The organism is Sodalis sp. RH14, from assembly GCF_047324285.1.
GTDB lineage: Bacteria > Pseudomonadota > Gammaproteobacteria > Enterobacterales > Enterobacteriaceae > Acerihabitans.
In genome coordinates, this window is the sequence record NZ_CP178739.1 from 5,435,298 (window position 1) to 5,452,077 (window position 16,780).

Consider the following 16,780-nt stretch of genomic DNA (forward strand, 5'->3'; position numbering starts at 1 on the left):
TCTATTTCGGTAAGGAGGTGATCCAACCGCAGGTTCCCCTACGGTTACCTTGTTACGACTTCACCCCAGTCATGAATCACAAAGTGGTAAGCGCCCTCCCGAAGGTTAAGCTACCTACTTCTTTTGCAACCCACTCCCATGGTGTGACGGGCGGTGTGTACAAGGCCCGGGAACGTATTCACCGTGGCATTCTGATCCACGATTACTAGCGATTCCGACTTCATGGAGTCGAGTTGCAGACTCCAATCCGGACTACGACGCACTTTGTGAGGTCCGCTTACTCTCGCGAGTTCGCTTCTCTTTGTATGCGCCATTGTAGCACGTGTGTAGCCCTACTCGTAAGGGCCATGATGACTTGACGTCATCCCCACCTTCCTCCGGTTTGTCACCGGCAGTCTCCTTTGAGTTCCCACCATTACGTGCTGGCAACAAAGGATAAGGGTTGCGCTCGTTGCGGGACTTAACCCAACATTTCACAACACGAGCTGACGACAGCCATGCAGCACCTGTCTCAGAGTTCCCGAAGGCACAACCTCATCTCTGAAGTCTTCTCTGGATGTCAAGAGTAGGTAAGGTTCTTCGCGTTGCATCGAATTAAACCACATGCTCCACCGCTTGTGCGGGCCCCCGTCAATTCATTTGAGTTTTAACCTTGCGGCCGTACTCCCCAGGCGGTCGATTTAACGCGTTAGCTCCGAAAGCCACGGCTCAAGGCCACAACCTTCAAATCGACATCGTTTACAGCGTGGACTACCAGGGTATCTAATCCTGTTTGCTCCCCACGCTTTCGTACCTGAGCGTCAGTCTTCGTCCAGGGGGCCGCCTTCGCCACCGGTATTCCTCCAGATCTCTACGCATTTCACCGCTACACCTGGAATTCTACCCCCCTCTACGAGACTCTAGCCTGCCAGTTTCAAATGCAGTTCCCGGGTTAAGCCCGGGGATTTCACATCTGACTTAACAGACCGCCTGCGTACGCTTTACGCCCAGTAATTCCGATTAACGCTCGCACCCTCCGTATTACCGCGGCTGCTGGCACGGAGTTAGCCGGTGCTTCTTCTGCGGGTAACGTCAATCAACAAGGTTATTAACCTTATCGCCTTCCTCCCCGCTGAAAGTGCTTTACAACCCGAAGGCCTTCTTCACACACGCGGCATGGCTGCATCAGGCTTGCGCCCATTGTGCAATATTCCCCACTGCTGCCTCCCGTAGGAGTCTGGACCGTGTCTCAGTTCCAGTGTGGCTGGTCATCCTCTCAGACCAGCTAGGGATCGTCGCCTAGGTGAGCCATTACCTCACCTACTAGCTAATCCCATCTGGGTTCATCCGATGGCGTGAGGCCCGAAGGTCCCCCACTTTGGTCTTGCGACGTTATGCGGTATTAGCTACCGTTTCCAGTAGTTATCCCCCACCATCAGGCAGATCCCCAGACATTACTCACCCGTCCGCCGCTCGCCGGCAAAGTAGCAAGCTACTTTCCGCTGCCGCTCGACTTGCATGTGTTAGGCCTGCCGCCAGCGTTCAATCTGAGCCATGATCAAACTCTTCAATTAAAAGCTTGATGCTCAAAGATTGTCATACTGTTAATCTTATGAATTAACTGTTTGTTCACTCTTCAAGACTTGGTATTTTTGTGTTTCGATACGGTCTTGTGAGTGCCCACACAGATTGTCTGATAAATTGTTAAAGAGCAGTGCGCCGCTGTAATCAGTCTGGCGCGAGGTGGCGTATATTACGCTTTCCCGTTGAAGAGTCAAGCTTTTATTTGCCCGTACCGGGCGCTTTTCCCTTCCCGACCCGGCGTCGCGTTAGCGTTTGTTCCCGGTCAGTGGAGGCGCATTATAGGGAATTCCCGCAGCGTGACAAGCGCTAATTGCTTATTTTAAGTTGATTGGTTTAATTTTCGACAAACTGATGCGTTTCTCGTGACTTGAGCCCGTTTTTACCGGTTAACCCGGCAAAACCGCGGGCAAAATCGCCCACCTGTTGCCAGTCGGTATATTCCACTTCTTTTGTGCTGTCGGTTTCGCCGCCGGTCATGCGCATGATCAGCTGGATCATGACACGATCGAACCAGCGGTAGCGCGGATAGCGCAGCGCACCGGCGAAAACCGCGCAACTATCCGGTCGCCAGGGCGTAGCCGCGAGAAATTTGCGTGTATAGGCATTGGTTTGCGGCGTGCGTTTATCCGCTTTGCGGGCGGTCAGGTTGACGGCAAAAAACGCGCTGGGCAACCGGTTAAGCCAATCCAGGTGCTGTTTGATAAAATCATGCAGCTCGGCGGCAAAATGTCCGTAGCGGATCGCGGCCCCGATCAGCACCCGATCGTAACGTTGCAAATCGCATTGCCCAGCCAGGCCCAGGTCGACAACATCGCAGGCGTGATTATCCGCGATAAGGCGTTCGGCGATAAACCGGGCGATTTTCAGCGTCTGCCCATCCCGGGTGGAATACAGAATCAGAGTGTACATAACAAATCCTCGGTTATTCGCGCCAGAACGTCGGGGTAAACAATACCAGCAAGGTAAAGACCTCCAGGCGGCCGAACAGCATGGTCAGGATCAGAATCCATTTCGCCACCGCGTTCATGGAGGAGAAATTTTCCGCCACCACCCCCAGGCCGGGACCCAGGTTGTTCAGCGTCGCGGTCACGGCGGCAAAGGCGGAAAAATTATCAACGCCGGTGGCGATAATCGCCAGCATGCTGACGATAAAGACTAATACATACGCGGAAAAGAACCCCCAGACCGCTTCCAGGATACGCTCCGGCAGCGCACGGTTGCCGAGCTTGATAGTATAGACGGCGTTGGGATGGACCAATCGCTTCAGTTCCCGCGAACCCTGCAGGTACAGCAGCAGGATACGGATTACTTTCAAACCGCCGCCCGTCGAACCGGCGCAGCCGCCGATAAATGCCGAGCAAAGCAACAAAATAGGCAGGAACAACGGCCAGCGGGCGATGCTGTCGGTAGTAAAGCCGGCAGTGGTCGCCATGGAAACCACCTGGAAAAAGGCTTGGTTGAGGGTTTGCAAGCCGCTTTGGTAAACATCGTAGCGCCAGAGGATAAGCGTACACACCATTACCAGGATAAACTGCACGCTGATAAACATCCTGAATTCCGGATCGCGCCAGTAGACCCGCAGGTTATGGCCGCTCAGCACGGCGAAATGCAGACCGTAGTTGCAGCCGGAAATCAGCAGGAACACCGCTACGATGGTGTTGATCATCGGACTGTTGTAATAGCCGATACTGGCGTCGTGGGTGGAAAAGCCCCCCAGCGCAATGGTGGAGAAGCTATGGCTGATGGCATCGAAAACCGACATGCCCGCGCCCCATAGCGCCAGCGCGCAGGCGATGGTCAGGGTGATATAGATAAGCCATAACGTTTTGGCGGTTTCGGCGATCCGCGGTCGCATTTTGTTATCTTTCAGCGGGCCGGGCATTTCGGCGCGGTAAAGCTGCATGCCGCCGACGCCGAGAATCGGCAGGATCGCCACCGCCAGTACGATGATACCCATGCCGCCGAACCACTGCAGCATCTGGCGGTAAAACAGGATGGCCTTGGGCAGGCCGTCCAGCCCCACCAGGGAGGTGGCGCCGGTGGTGGTCAGGGCGGAAAACGACTCAAAAAACGCATCGGTTACCGACAAATCGGGATGCTCGGCAAACAAGAACGGCAAGGCCCCTACGCTGCCTAATACGGTCCAGAACAGGACGACTATCAGAAACCCCTCCCGTGATTTCAGCTCATGTTTCTGCTGACGATTGGGCAACCATAATACCAATCCAATCAATAGGGCGAAAAAAAAGGTTTGCGTAAAAGCGCTGCCGGCGCCGTCACGGTAGATCAGCGCCACCAGGCCGGGAACAATCATCGTTCCCGAGAAGAGCATGACCAGTAGGCCGACAATACGGGTTATGGCGCGAAAATGCATTTCAGCACGATCCTTAATATTTTATTTAACTGTGGCCGGGTATGGAGCTATTGCGCAACGGGCGCTAATTGCAATGCCCCCCGGCTGAGATCGCGCAGCTTTTCCTCGGCCATTGCGACCCGGGCGATAGGAATGGCTACCCTGAGTATAATGGATTCGCCATAATCGCACTGGACGACGCGTCCCCCGGTCTGGTTGACCACCGCGTCAATCCAGGCCTGCTGCTCATAACGACATGACACCATAAACTCGGCCTGGGGAACCCTCTGCGTGCGGGCCATGCGTTGTAACGCCTCCCGCACGCCGCCGCCGTAGGCCTTCACCAGCCCGCCGGTGCCAAGCCTGATGCCGCCATAGTAACGCACCACCACCGCGGTAATCTCGCCGAGTCCCGACCCCATCAGTTGCGCCAGCATAGGTTTGCCGGCGGTTCCCGACGGCTCGCCGTCATCGGAAAAACCAAGCTGTTGCGAATCCTGCGGAGGCCCGGCGATATACGCCCAGCAATGATGGGCCGCCCCGGGATGCTCGCAGCGGCTTTGCCGGATCAGCTCCCTGGCGGCCTCGATGCCAGGGGTGGGGGCAAGGAGGGTGATAAAGCGGCTTTTTTTGATCTCCATAGACGCCGTTACCGGCGCCGCGGGAACAAAATAGGCGTGCATTATGCCAGTTTCAGATTGCGTGTCATATTTTCGATCTGCTTATCCATGATAACGATATTATCCTCGATACGGATACCGCCATAGGGTTTAAACAGTTCGATGCGCCGCCAGTTGAAATGCCGGCTAAAGCTGCCCGCGCGCCACGGGGCAAGCAGTGATTCAATAAAATAGAAACCCGGTTCGATGGTCATCACCATGCGCGGTTCCATAACGCGGGTACAGCGCAGATAAGGGTACAGGGCCGGCGCCGCCAGGCGGGTGCCGCGATCGTCCTGCAAAAAGCCGCCGGCGTCATGCACCTGCAGCCCAAGCGGATGTCCCAGCCCGTGGGGAAGGAACGGGCCGGTGATGCCTTCGCTCACCATGGTCTCTTCATCAAGACCGGTCACGAGATCAAACCGGGCCAGCAGACGGGCGATGCGCCGGTGCATCTGGATATGATATTCAATGTAATTGACGCCCGCCTCCATGGTACCGATAAGGGCCTGCTGCTCGGTATTCATGGCGGCGACCAACTGAGCGAACTCGGAATCTTTTTGCGCCGCGTAGGTACGGGTCAGGTCGGCCGCATACCCATTGTATTCGGTACCGGCGTCAATCAGGAAGCTGTGTACCCGCTCGGGCAGGCGCTGATCGAGTTTAGTGTAGTGCAATACCGCGGCGTGCTCATTCAGGGCAATGATGTTGCCGTAGGGTACATCGATATCACGATGGCCGGTTGCCGACAGGTAAGCAATATTGATATCGAACTCGCTCATGCCGGCCTGAAAGGCCTCATGCGCCGCCCGATGCCCTATGACCGCGGTCTTTTGCGCCTCGCGCATACAGGCCAGCTCGTAATCGGTCTTATAGGCGCGGTGGTAGTGGAAATAATCCAGTACCGGTTGGGGGTTAAGCTGGTCGGCTTTCAGGCCCAGGGACGACGCCCTTTGCGGCGACGAGCCAATATAGGCCGCGTTGCCGCGTCCGGACGGCAGCAATGAACCGATATCGTCGGGATTCGCAATCGGGATGATATCGATGAAAGGGGTCCAGAAACTCTCAGGCAACGGCTCGACGCTGTACCAATAATCGACCGGCGCATAGAACCAAAGTTTGGGCTTATTGACGCCGTCGACCCAGAGCCAGCAATGCGGCACGCCGGTGACCGGCAGCCAGGCCTTGAACTGTGGATTGACCTTAAAAGGGTAATCATGGTCGTCGAGGAACGCCGTGATCGGTTCGCCGGAATGTATCAGCAGCGCATCCAGGTTATGCAGGGCCAGCACCTCGCGCGTGCGTTTTTGCAGCGTCGCGAGATGGTCCTGGTAAAGAGTAGAAAAAGATTCCATGGTCTGACCTTATTTTACCGCGCAATTGCCGCCATCTTAGCATAGCGTCCCGGCGGATGAACCCTCCCGCCGCAGCGATCAGATAAAGGCAAACGCATCGCCGAAGATCCGGCCGGGAATGGCGTCGCGTTCCGCGCAAAAACGCTCGCGGGCGATTTTAGCCATTTCGAAACGGCCGGCGATATAGATATCGTACGCCGCCAGGGAACCGTAGTCCTGCAGCACCGCGCTGAGCACCGTTCCGGTCCGGCCCTGCCAGTTTTCGTCCGGCTGTTCGACCACCGGCACCACTTTCAGGCGCGGATGCAGCAGGGTCAGCGCTTCCAGTTCGCCCAGATCGTAGAGATGCTGTAACTCCCTGCCGCCCCAATAAATAGCCACTTCCCGCTCAGGTTGATTGGCGAGCACGGTCAGGAGGATTGAGCGGGCATAAGAAAAACCGGTGCCGCCGGCGATAAGGACCATGGGCCGCTCGGTATCGTCACGCAGCCAAGCCTCGCCATGCGGGATATCGACGGTAATTTCACGATCTTTCAAGATGCGATCCATAACGGCCATCGCATACAGATTCAGTTCGGAAGCCCCGATATGCAACTCGATTATCGCGTTCTCCATGGGCGTCGACGCCAGGGAAAAGGGGCGTTTGTCGCGTTCATCCATCACTACCATCAGATACTGACCGGCGCGAAAACTAAAAGCCGCTTCCGGGACCAGGCATACCCGATATACCGTATCGGTGATGGCATCCACGGAAGTGACCTTACAGGTCAATGTTGTCATGCATTCCCTCTGTCGGGCTAATAAGCAAAATGGAATGGAGGGCTGTAACTATCATCGCCCTTTACCACTGTCTTTTAATATGGCCAGTTCGTCCCACAACGCATCAACGCGGGCGCGAACCCCGTCGTCCATGCGAATCGGGGTGCCCCACTCGCGCGAGGTTTCCCCCGGCCATTTGTTGGTGGCGTCCATTCCCATTTTTGAACCCAATCCGGAAACCGGCGAGGCAAAATCCAGGTAATCTATCGGCGTATTTTCCATTAACACCGTATCGCGCGCGGGGTCCATCCGGGTCGTAATGGCCCAGATAACATCCTGCCAGTTACGCGCGTTGATATCATCATCGCATACGATGACAAATTTGGTATACATGAATTGACGCAGAAACGACCACACCCCCATCATGACCCGTTTGGCATGGCCCGCATATTGTTTCTTGATGGTCACTACCGCCAGGCGGTAGGAACAGCCTTCGGGCGGCAGATAAAAATCGACGATTTCCGGAAACTGTTTTTGTAAAATGGGAACGAAGACTTCGTTAAGCGCCACGCCCATGACTGCCGGTTCATCCGGCGGCCGGCCGGTGTAGGTGGAATGATAAATGGCGTTCCGCCGCTGGGTGATATGGGTAATGGTGAATACCGGGAACTCATCCACTTCGTTATAATAGCCGGTGTGATCGCCATAAGGACCTTCGGGAGCCGTTTCACCCGGTTCAAGATATCCTTCCAGCACGATTTCGGCGCTGGCGGGCACCTCGAGATCGCAGGAGATGCACTTTACCACCTCGGTCTTATAGCCGCGCAGCAGGCCGGCGAACGCATATTCGGACAGACTGTCGGGCACCGGCGTGACGGCGGCCAGGATGGTGGCCGGATCGGCGCCCAGCGCCACCGCCACCGGAAAGCGTTCGCCCGGATGGGCCGCGCGCCATTCCTGGAAGTCCAGCGCGCCGCCGCGATGCGACAGCCAGCGCATGATGACTTTGTTTTTACCCAGCACCTGCTGGCGGTAAATGCCCAGGTTCTGGCGTTCCTTGTGCGGTCCGCGGGTGACCGTCAGGCCCCAGGTGATAAGCGGCGCCACGTCGCCCGGCCAGCAGTGCATAATGGGAATACGGCCGAGATCGACATCCTGGCCCTGCCAGATTTGCTCCTGGCACGGCGCGGAGCTAAGCCGTTTGGTCGGCATATTCAGCACCTGGCGGAATTTCGGCGCCTTATCCAGCAGATCGCGAAAGCCTTTTGGCGGCTCCGGTTCTTTCAGGAAGGCCAGGAGTTCCCCCACCTCCCTGAGCGCCGCCACGCTCTCCTGGCCCATGCCCAGCGCCACCCGTTCCGGCGTGCCGAACAGATTGCACAGCACCGGCATGGCATAGCCTTTGGGGTGTTCAAACAGCAGCGCCGGCCCGCCCGCGCGCAGGGTACGGTCGGCGATTTCCGTCATTTCCAAATAGGGATCAATGGGCAGGGTGATTCGTTTCAATTCTCCCCGCTGTTCCAGCAAGGATAAAAAATCGCGCAAGTCTCGGTATTTCATAGCGTCATCGGATGCCGGGTTATATTTGCATTATAAAGTCTGTTTAACAGCCATGCCGCCCTTTTGTCAAAATTGATGGTAAATATGCTGTTTTTTTATGCGCCGCGCGCTGCGGCCTATAATAATGTCACGCTATTTATTTAGGGAGGCCTTTGTTATGCTGGGCCACCGGAGATAGGGGTGCATCAGATTATGGAAGCATGGTATTTATTGTATTGTAAACGCGGCCAGATGATGAGGGCGAAAGAGCATTTGGAAAGACAGGCGGTGGCGTGTATGAGTCCAATGGTCACCCTGGAAAAAATCGTCCGCGGCAAACGCACGACCGTCAACGAACCGTTGTTTCCCAACTATCTGTTTATTGAGTTTGATCCGGAACGTATCCATACCACCACCATCAGCGCCACCCGCGGCGTGAGCCATTTCGTGCGTTTCGGCAACCTGCCGGTGACCATTGCGGCCGAGGTTATCGAGGAGCTGCGCGATCATGCCTACGAAGGGGTGACCGACCCGCAAACGCCGTATGTCGGCGATCTGGTCGTGATTACCGACGGCGTCTTCGAAGGGCTCCAGGCGATTTATAGCGAGCCCGACGGCGAAGCGCGCTCCATGCTGCTGCTCAATTTCCTCAACAAACAGGTCTGTCAAAGCATAGACAACAAACAGTTTCAAAAGATTTTGTAGCCTGATAAACCGCCGGGAATTAGCCCCTGAGGACTAAGCCGCCCGCTGACGCGTTGCGAAGGAGCGGCTTGTTTATTCAGCGCCTCAGGTGATCGTCATGCAGCCATTGGGCGACGCGTTTGGAGAAGTAGGTCAGGATACCGTCGGCGCCGGCGCGCTTGAAGCACAGCAGCGATTCCATGATGGCCGGCTTTTCCTGCAGCCAGCCGTTCTGGATCGCCGCCATATGCATGGCATACTCGCCGGACACCTGATAGGCAAAGGTCGGCACGCCGAAGGTTTCCTTCACCCGATGGATCATATCCAGATAAGGCATGCCCGGTTTCACCATCACCATATCGGCGCCTTCCTGCAGGTCCTGCGCCACTTCCTGCAACGCTTCGTCGCTATTGGCCGGATCCATTTGATAGGTTTTTTTATCGCCGCCCTTCAGGTTGGCGCTTGAGCCTACCGCATCGCGAAACGGGCCGTAATAGCAAGACGCATATTTCGCCGAATACGCCATGATCTGATTGTTGACCAATCCCTGCTGCTCGAATTTTTCGCGTATCGCGCCGATGCGCCCATCCATCATATCGCTGGGCGCGACGATTTCCGCGCCCGCTTCGGCGTGACACAGCGCCTGGCGCACCAGGATTTCCTTGGTGATGTCGTTAATCACATAACCCTGGTCGTCGATGATGCCGTCCTGGCCATGGGTCGTGTAGGGATCCAGCGCGACATCGGTCAGCAGCCCCAATTCCGGTACCGCGTCTTTCAGCGCGCGGATAGTGCGCGGAATCAGGCCCTCGGGATTATAGGCTTCTTCCGCCAGCAGCGATTTGTAGGGCGCTTCAATAACCGGAAACAACGACAGCACCGGCACACCCAGCTTGGCCACCGCTTCCGCTTCCTTGATCAGCAGATCAAGCGTCATGCGATACACTCCCGGCATGGACGGCACTTCCTGCTGGCGCTGTTTGCCTTCCATGACAAATACCGGATAAATCAGATCATTGACGGACAGATGGTTTTCCGCCACCAGGCGGCGGCTGAAATCATAGCGTCTCACCCTGCGCAGGCGGCGATGGGGGAAGTTGCCAAATACAGTGCTCATAGTCTTTCTCCTGAATAACGCCGTCCGTGACGCTGGCGGCGTTTAGATTATTCTGTTTAAAACCAGAACCGCCCGAAAGGGCGGTTCAGAAGCTGACAAACGACGCTTAGTCCCCATCCTGGGGATCTTCGGTATTGTCGTCCGATGTGCCCTCCTGGCCGCGCCGTCCTTTGCCGACGTAAAACCGGGCGCAAAAAAGGCCGATTTCAAACAGCAGGTACATCGGGATCGCCAGCAGCGTTTGGGAAAAAACGTCCGGCGGCGTCAAGAGCATACCGACCACAAAGGCGCCGACCAGTACATAAGGCCGTTTTTTCTTCAGATCGTCGGGTGTGACCACGCCGGTCCAGCATAACAGCACTATGGCTATCGGCACCTGGAACGACACGCCGAAGGCCATAAACAGCGCCATGACAAAATCGAGGTAATTATTGATGTCGGTGGCGATCAACACCCCGCGCGGCGCGGTTTGGGCAAAGAAGCTGAAGGCCAGTGGAAAGACGATAAAATAAGCAAAGGCCATGCCCGCATAAAACAACAGCGTGCTGGAGAACAGCAGCGGCATCATCAGACGCCGTTCATGCTTATATAACGCCGGCGCGATAAAGGCCCAGACCTGGTACAGCAGCAGGGGTGCGGAAGCAAATACCGAAACGATAATCGTCAGCTTGATAGGCGTAAAAAACGGCGACGCCACATCGGTTGCGATCATACTGGCGCCGGCCGGCAAATGTTTGATCAAAGGTGCCGAAACGATCTGATAGATATCATTGGCGAAATAGACCAGCGCCAGGAACACCGCCAGCACACTGAGAATGCAGTACAGTAAACGCTTACGCAGCTCGATTAAATGGCTGATAAGCGGTTGGGTATCTTCAACGGCCATTATTCGCGATCATTATTTTTAAGGGGTGTGGGGGCGGCCGCGCTGTCCGGCGCCGGAGCCTGTCCGTGCCGGAGCAGGGTAGCATCATGTGGGAACGGGCCGTTATTGGCCGGCGTGGGCGTCGCCGGCGGTGCTTCGGCCTGGGCCGGCCTGGACGTTGTCGGCGCTTCGGCCTGGGCCGGCTGGGACATTGTCGGCGCTTCGGCCTGGGCCGGCTTGGGCGTTGTCGGCGCTTCGGCCGTCATCGGTCCGGGTGTCGCCGCCGGCGCCATCGGCGGCGCGTCTGCTTGAGTTGCGCCTTCCGCCGGCGTCACGCCGTCATGAATCGCTTCCGGATCGGTTATCAACGGGTTATGGATCGTCTGGGGCGTGGTTTCGCTATCGGGAACCATTTTGCTGTGAAAGCTTTTTTTCATGGAATCGGCCGCTTCGCGCAGCTCTTCCATTGAGGCTTTCAGTTCCGGCGACAGGTTATCCTTGCTGGCCTGCTCGACTTTTTTCAGGCTGTCCTGCAATTCCTGCAGCTTAAGCTCTTGGCTCAATTCGTTTTGTACCGTGGAGGCCAGCGAGCGTAGCGCCCTGACCCAACCGACCACGGTACGCACGGCCACGGGCAAACGCTCGGGGCCGAGAACCACAAGCCCAATCACGAACACCAGGGCCAGCTCACCAAATCCAATGTCAAACACAGCTTATACCTGCTTGTTGTCTTTGTTTACCGTTTCGTCCGGCCGCGGCGGCTGCGGCTGAAGGGGTTGCTGCGGCGGCTGGGATTGCTGCGGCTGCGGCTGGGGTTGCTGCGGCGGCTGGGATTGCTGCGGCTGCGGCTGGGATTGCTGGGGTTGAGGCTGCTGCGGTTGTGCGATGGTCTTCGCCGCAAAGTCAGCATCCTGGTCGGTTTTATCCGTGTCCCGCGGAGCAGGTTTGTCATCATCGTTCATGGCCTTTTTGAAGCCCTTGATGGACGCGCCCAAATCCGCGCCCATGCCGCGCAGCTTGTTGGTGCCGAATAGCAGCACCACGATGACCGCGATAATTAATAATTGCCAAATACTGATGCCGCCCATGATATTACCTCTGTTTAGGGGTTAATTCGAGTTACCGGATTTTGCCGGACCCGCAAAATTTACGCAGTGCGTTTCCAGCCAACGATCCAGCTTACTATGCCGGCAGCCATTAACCAGGCGGGAAACGATGACATCTCGTTGCCCAATGATAATAGAAAAGTACCGCACAGCAGCAGCGTGGCGCCGATACCGAATAAAAACCGCGCCTGCCCCTGCCGGACGTGCTGTCCTTTTAGCTCGACGGTCAGCTTGTCGACGCTCTTTTGCAGCGATCTATGATGCTTGAATCCTTCATAAATCAGTTCCGGCAGTTCGGGCAGTTTTTCCGCCCAGAACGGCGCCTTTTCCTTCATCGCCCGCAAAATAGCTGGGATACCCACCTGATCCTTGATCCAGGTTTCCAGGAAGGGTTTGGCCGTTTTCCATAAATCCAGCTGCGGATAAAGCTGGCGGCCGATACCCTCAATGTAGAGCAGCGTTTTTTGCAGCAATACCAGCTGCGGCTGCACTTCCATATTAAAACGCCGGGCGGTGTTGAACAGATTCAGCAAGACGTGGCCGAAGGAAATATCCGCCAGGGGTTTTTCGAATATGGGCTCACATACGGTACGGATGGCAAACTCAAAATCCTCCACGTTGGTATCGGGCGGCACCCAGCCCGAATCTACATGGAGTTCCGCCACCTTACGGTAATCGCGATTGAAAAAAGCGATAAAATTCTCAGCCAGATAGCGCTTATCTTCTTTATTCAGCGAGCCGACGATGCCGCAATCTATCCCGATATACTGCGGGTCGTCCGGATGTTCAAAACTGACGAAAATATTGCCGGGATGCATGTCCGCATGAAAAAAACTATCACGAAACACCTGCGTAAAGAAGAGCTGCACGCCGCGTTCCGCCAATAATTTCATATTGGTTCCCTGTTTTTCCAGCGCCGCCACGTCGGAAACCGGCACACCGTAGATGCGCTCCATCACCATCATGGTTTCACTGCAATAATCCGGGTAAACCTCGGGGATATACAGCATCGGACTGTTCTCGAAGTTGCGCCGCAGCTGGATGCAGTTGGCGGTTTCGCGCAGCAGGTTCAGTTCATCAAGCAGGGTTTTTTCATATTCCAGCACCACTTCCACCGGCCGCAGGCGGCGGCCGTCCGGCAACAGCCGGGGCAGCCAGCTGGCCAGGCGGTACATCAGGCGCATATCGGCCTTGATCATCGGCATGATATCCGGGCGGATCACTTTGATCACCACCTCTTTGCCGTTTTCTTTTAAACGCGCGGTATGCACCTGGGCAATGGAAGCCGATGCCAGGGCGACCTGATCGAAATCATCGAACCAGGCCTCAAGCGGCTGTCCCATGGCTTTTTCAATATGCTGGCGCGCCAGCGCGCCGTCGAAAGGCTTGACCCGATCCTGCAGCATGGCCAGCTGATCGGCAATCACCGGGGGAAACAAATCACGCCGGGTCGACAACATCTGGCCGAACTTGATCCAAACCGGCCCCAGTTCCTGAAGCGCCAGGCGCAACCGGACCCCCAACGGCTCATCCAGATGCTCATTGGGAAGCCAGAATATCAGCCGGCGTCCCAGGCGCAGCGGCAGGGTGAGGCGTATTTTGGGAATCAGCTCGTCCAGCCCGTAACTGAGCAGCACCCGCACGATAAAATAAAGGCGACGCAGTTCTCCCACAATCATCGGCCGGACTCCAGTTTTGCCAGGCGGGCCGTTAAGGCGGCCCCAGCGCGGTCTATCGCATCGACTTCGTCACTGAACCACGCCAGCTCCAGGGAGGAAGGCGATAAGCGCCACTCCTCGGTTACCGCCTGGCCCAGCCGGGTTTGCTGTTCGCCCAGGCGCCGTCGCAGCCCGCAGGCATGGGCGCGTAATTTTTGTGTCAAGCCTTCGGCGACGATATCGCCCACATAAGGCGCCAGCAGCTCCGCCGGGTCTACCTCGGCCATGTCCAGCAGCGCGACAAACTGCTGCACCACCTGCAAATCCCCGTCTACGTCCAGTGAGCCTTGTTTGATTAATAACGGCAACTGCTGGCGCCGGCGCAGGGCCGGCAGGGCGGAGAAGTGCGTTCTGACGGTACAGTCGGCCGGTCCGTCCCAGGCGGACAATACATCCGCCTGGCTCTCGCCGAACACCAGGATAACCGGGCTGTCCAGTTCGGCCAGCTCAAAGCGCAGCACCTTGCCCTTCAGGCGTTGGCGTGCCGGCTTCAAAAACCCATCTTTATACAGCAGGCGTTTCAGCGCGGTTTCAAGCGTTGCGGTAATCAATAACATCAGCATGTCATTTCCCGATCAGAATTTGTAACCGCGGTGCAGGGCAACGATACCTCCGGTCATATTAAAATATTCGGCGCTGTCAAAACCGGCGTCCAGCATCATGGCTTTCAGCGTTTCCTGGTCCGGATGCATGCGGATGGATTCGGCCAGGTAACGGTAGCTGCCGGCGTCGCGCGCCACCATCTCGCCGATGCGCGGCAAGACATGGAAGGAGTAGAGGTCGTAGGCCTTGTTCAATGGCTTGAACAATGGCGTGGAGAATTCCAGGATCAGCAGGCGTCCGCCCGGCTTAAGCACCCGGTACATGGAGCGCAGCGCCTGCTCTTTTTCGGTCACGTTACGCAATCCGAACGAGATGGTGATGCAATCGAAGGTGTCGTCCGGGAACGGCAATGCCTCGGCATTGGCCTGCACATAACGCACGTTGCCGATGATGCCTTTATTACGCAGCTTTTCGCGGCCCACCTTTAACATGGAATCATTGATATCGGCCAGCACCACTTCGCCCTCCTCGCCCACCAGGCGGGAAAACTTGGCGGTCAGATCGCCGGTGCCGCCGGCCAGATCCAGAACCTTCTGCCCGCGGCGCACGCCGCTGCAATGAATGGCGAAACGTTTCCACAGACGGTGGATGCCAAACGACATCAGGTCATTCATCAAATCATATTTTGCCGCAACGGAATGAAAGACATCCGCCACCATGACCGCCTTCTCGTCCTTAGCAACGGTGCGGAAGCCGAAATGGGTCGTTTCACGCTGGTCTTCATCTGCCATGTTTTTATGCCCTGCTTGATCAGTTATCAGAGAAGTGTAACAGAAGCGGGCTGAAAGCCCCACTCCGACACCCCCTACCTGAGCGGGTATTCTTCCTGCTCCCGGTGCGAAGTCTCCGCCGCCGGGGCGTCCCCGTCAACCGGCGGCGTTAATTCATCCCCGCCGGGTTTCAGATCGCCGCCGCGCCCGCCCGCTTCGTCCGCGGACAGCGCGCCGTCATCGTCATACAGCCCTGAGACCGCCCCTTCCCCCGGCGGGTCGGTATAGGGTTGGCGCCCGGATTCCTCCGCCAGGACCGGATTGATCGGACGTTTGATTTCAACGCCGAGCGCCCTGAACCCTTCAGCCTGGCTGATGAGATTACCACGCCCCTGCGCCAGTTTATTCATGGCCTGGCGATAGACTGCCTGCGCTTTGTCCAGGCTTTGGCCGACGGCGGTCATATCGTCGACGAACAGCCGCATTTTGTCGTACAGCCGCGCCGCCCGCTCGGCAATATGCTGCGCGTTGCGGCTCTGGTGCTCATAGCGCCACAGGTTATTAATGGTGCGCAGCGCCACCAGCAGCGTGGTCGGGCTGACGAGCATGATATTCTGCTTCAGCGCCTCGCCAATCAGCTCCGGCTGCTTATCTATAGCCAGCATAAAGGCCGGTTCGACGGGGATAAACATCAACACATAATCCAGCGAGCGTAAACCAGGCAATTGTTGGTAATCTTTTCTGCCGAGCAAACGCATGTGCCCGCGCAGCGAATTGATATGCTCCAGCAGCGCGGCCTGGCGCTCCAGGTCGTCATCGCTGTTGAAAAAACGTTCATACGCCACCAGGGACATTTTGGCGTCGATGACCACATCCTTGCCCTGCGGCAGGCGCACGATCACGTCGGGCTGCATGCGGTGGACAGCATCGACCTGGATATTCACCTGGGTCTGGTATTCATACCCTTCCCGCAGTCCCGAGGCTTCCAGCACCCGGCTCAATACCACCTCGCCCCAATTGCCCTGGGTTTTGTTATCGCCTTTCAACGCGCGGGTAAGGTTAACCGCTTCCCGCGCCATTTCGGCGTTAAGCTGCTGCAGGCTGCGGATTTCATGGGTGAGGGTATGGCGCTCGCGCGCCTCCTGCCCGAAACTGTCCTGGACCTGCCGGCGAAAGCCGTCCAACTGCTCGCGCAGGGGGATAAGCAGCAAATCCAGGCTTTGCCGATTGAGTTCATCCACTTTACGCCCGCTTTGTTCGAAGATCCGGTTGGCCAGGTTTTCAAACTGCGCCGCCAGCCGCTGCTCGCTGTTGACCAGCAGGCGCTGTTTTTCCTCGGCGGCCAGACGGGTTTCCTCCAGGCGAATGGTGACTTCGCGCAGTTCCGCTTCCTGCGCGCTGTTCACCTCGCGCTGCGCCCGCAATTCCTGGTTCAGTTGCTCGCATTCGCCGCGCCAGTGCGCCAACGGCGCCAGCCGTTCCTCGGCGGTGGCGAGACGCCCGTACAGATCGCGCATCTCCCGCTCAGCGGCGCGCAGCTGCTGCTCGCACTGGCGATAAGCGGCCTGCGCACGTTCCACCTCCTGCTGCGCCGTCGCCAGAGATTGCGTGCGCAGGCGCAGCTCCGCCTCAGCGCGCCCCTGCTGCCGCTGATAACGGGTCGCGGTGATAAGCAGACCGGCCAGCACCCCGATTGCCAAGCCGCCCAGGCCGTAAAACAGGCTGAAATCCATGTTACCTCCGCCTAAA

At 57.1% G+C, this 16,780-nt stretch carries 15 protein-coding genes and 1 rRNA gene; 1 reads left to right on the forward strand and 15 read right to left on the reverse strand.

Going from position 1 to position 16,780, the window contains the following annotated elements:
- Positions 1-10 precede the first annotated feature (10 nt).
- From ACL2XQ_RS24780 to ubiD, 7 genes are all read right to left on the reverse strand, one after another.
- Positions 11-1,553 (reverse strand): 16S ribosomal RNA (locus ACL2XQ_RS24780).
- Positions 1,554-1,896: 343 nt separating this feature from the next.
- A complete protein-coding gene (hemG, locus tag ACL2XQ_RS24785) occupies positions 1,897-2,472 on the reverse strand; it encodes a menaquinone-dependent protoporphyrinogen IX dehydrogenase (RefSeq protein ID WP_410013106.1) in 576 nt (191 codons plus the stop codon).
- Positions 2,473-2,485: 13 nt separating this feature from the next.
- A complete protein-coding gene (gene trkH, locus ACL2XQ_RS24790; protein ID WP_410013105.1) occupies positions 2,486-3,937 on the reverse strand; it encodes a Trk system potassium transporter TrkH in 1,452 nt (483 codons plus the stop codon).
- A gap of 47 nt (positions 3,938-3,984) precedes the next feature.
- Positions 3,985-4,599 carry an IMPACT family protein gene (locus tag ACL2XQ_RS24795; RefSeq protein WP_410013104.1) on the reverse strand — a complete coding sequence of 205 codons (615 nt, stop codon included), beginning with the start codon at positions 4,597-4,599 and terminating at the stop codon, positions 3,985-3,987.
- Positions 4,599-5,930 carry a Xaa-Pro dipeptidase gene (gene pepQ, locus ACL2XQ_RS24800; RefSeq protein ID WP_410013103.1) on the reverse strand — a complete coding sequence of 444 codons (1,332 nt, stop codon included), beginning with the start codon at positions 5,928-5,930 and terminating at the stop codon, positions 4,599-4,601. Before pepQ ends, ACL2XQ_RS24795 begins: the two co-directional genes overlap by 1 nt.
- Positions 5,931-6,008: 78 nt before the next feature.
- The gene (fre, locus tag ACL2XQ_RS24805; protein WP_413729261.1) at positions 6,009-6,710 is read right to left on the reverse strand and encodes an NAD(P)H-flavin reductase; all 702 of its coding nucleotides are present in this window, start codon (positions 6,708-6,710) and stop codon (positions 6,009-6,011) included.
- 51 nt (positions 6,711-6,761) lie between these two features.
- Complete coding sequence (ubiD, locus tag ACL2XQ_RS24810; RefSeq protein ID WP_410013101.1) at positions 6,762-8,249, reverse strand: 4-hydroxy-3-polyprenylbenzoate decarboxylase; 1,488 nt, start codon at positions 8,247-8,249, stop codon at positions 6,762-6,764.
- A 192-nt stretch (positions 8,250-8,441) separates the two neighbouring features.
- Here ubiD and rfaH point away from each other — a divergent pair, with 192 nt between their 5' ends.
- Positions 8,442-8,933, forward strand: a complete 492-nt coding sequence (rfaH, locus tag ACL2XQ_RS24815; RefSeq protein WP_410016697.1) for a transcription/translation regulatory transformer protein RfaH — start codon at positions 8,442-8,444, stop codon at positions 8,931-8,933.
- A gap of 76 nt (positions 8,934-9,009) precedes the next feature.
- Here rfaH and hemB read toward each other — a convergent pair whose 3' ends face one another.
- The 8 genes from hemB to rmuC all read right to left on the reverse strand — a co-directional run bounded on the left by hemB (position 9,010) and on the right by rmuC (position 16,764).
- A complete protein-coding gene (hemB, locus tag ACL2XQ_RS24820; protein WP_410013100.1) occupies positions 9,010-10,029 on the reverse strand; it encodes a porphobilinogen synthase in 1,020 nt (339 codons plus the stop codon).
- A gap of 106 nt (positions 10,030-10,135) precedes the next feature.
- The gene (gene tatC, locus ACL2XQ_RS24825; RefSeq protein ID WP_410013099.1) at positions 10,136-10,915 is read right to left on the reverse strand and encodes a Sec-independent protein translocase subunit TatC; all 780 of its coding nucleotides are present in this window, start codon (positions 10,913-10,915) and stop codon (positions 10,136-10,138) included.
- Positions 10,915-11,604 (reverse strand): Sec-independent protein translocase protein TatB, encoded by a 690-nt coding sequence (gene tatB, locus ACL2XQ_RS24830; protein WP_413727535.1) that lies wholly within the window; start codon positions 11,602-11,604, stop codon positions 10,915-10,917. Before tatB ends, tatC begins: the two co-directional genes overlap by 1 nt.
- Positions 11,605-11,607: 3 nt before the next feature.
- Positions 11,608-11,982, reverse strand: coding sequence for a Sec-independent protein translocase subunit TatA (gene tatA / locus ACL2XQ_RS24835; protein ID WP_413739804.1), 375 nt, complete (start codon positions 11,980-11,982; stop codon positions 11,608-11,610).
- 59 nt (positions 11,983-12,041) lie between these two features.
- Positions 12,042-13,679: a ubiquinone biosynthesis regulatory protein kinase UbiB gene (ubiB, locus tag ACL2XQ_RS24840; protein WP_410013097.1), complete on the reverse strand. Its 1,638-nt coding sequence runs from the start codon at positions 13,677-13,679 to the stop codon at positions 12,042-12,044.
- Positions 13,676-14,281, reverse strand: a complete 606-nt coding sequence (gene ubiJ / locus ACL2XQ_RS24845; protein ID WP_410013096.1) for a ubiquinone biosynthesis protein UbiJ — start codon at positions 14,279-14,281, stop codon at positions 13,676-13,678. Before ubiJ ends, ubiB begins: the two co-directional genes overlap by 4 nt.
- A 12-nt stretch (positions 14,282-14,293) precedes the next feature.
- Positions 14,294-15,052, reverse strand: coding sequence for a bifunctional demethylmenaquinone methyltransferase/2-methoxy-6-polyprenyl-1,4-benzoquinol methylase UbiE (gene ubiE, locus ACL2XQ_RS24850; RefSeq protein ID WP_331120775.1), 759 nt, complete (start codon positions 15,050-15,052; stop codon positions 14,294-14,296).
- 74 nt (positions 15,053-15,126) lie between these two features.
- Positions 15,127-16,764 carry a DNA recombination protein RmuC gene (gene rmuC, locus ACL2XQ_RS24855; protein WP_413739805.1) on the reverse strand — a complete coding sequence of 546 codons (1,638 nt, stop codon included), beginning with the start codon at positions 16,762-16,764 and terminating at the stop codon, positions 15,127-15,129.
- Between the last annotated feature and the right edge of the window lie 16 nt (positions 16,765-16,780).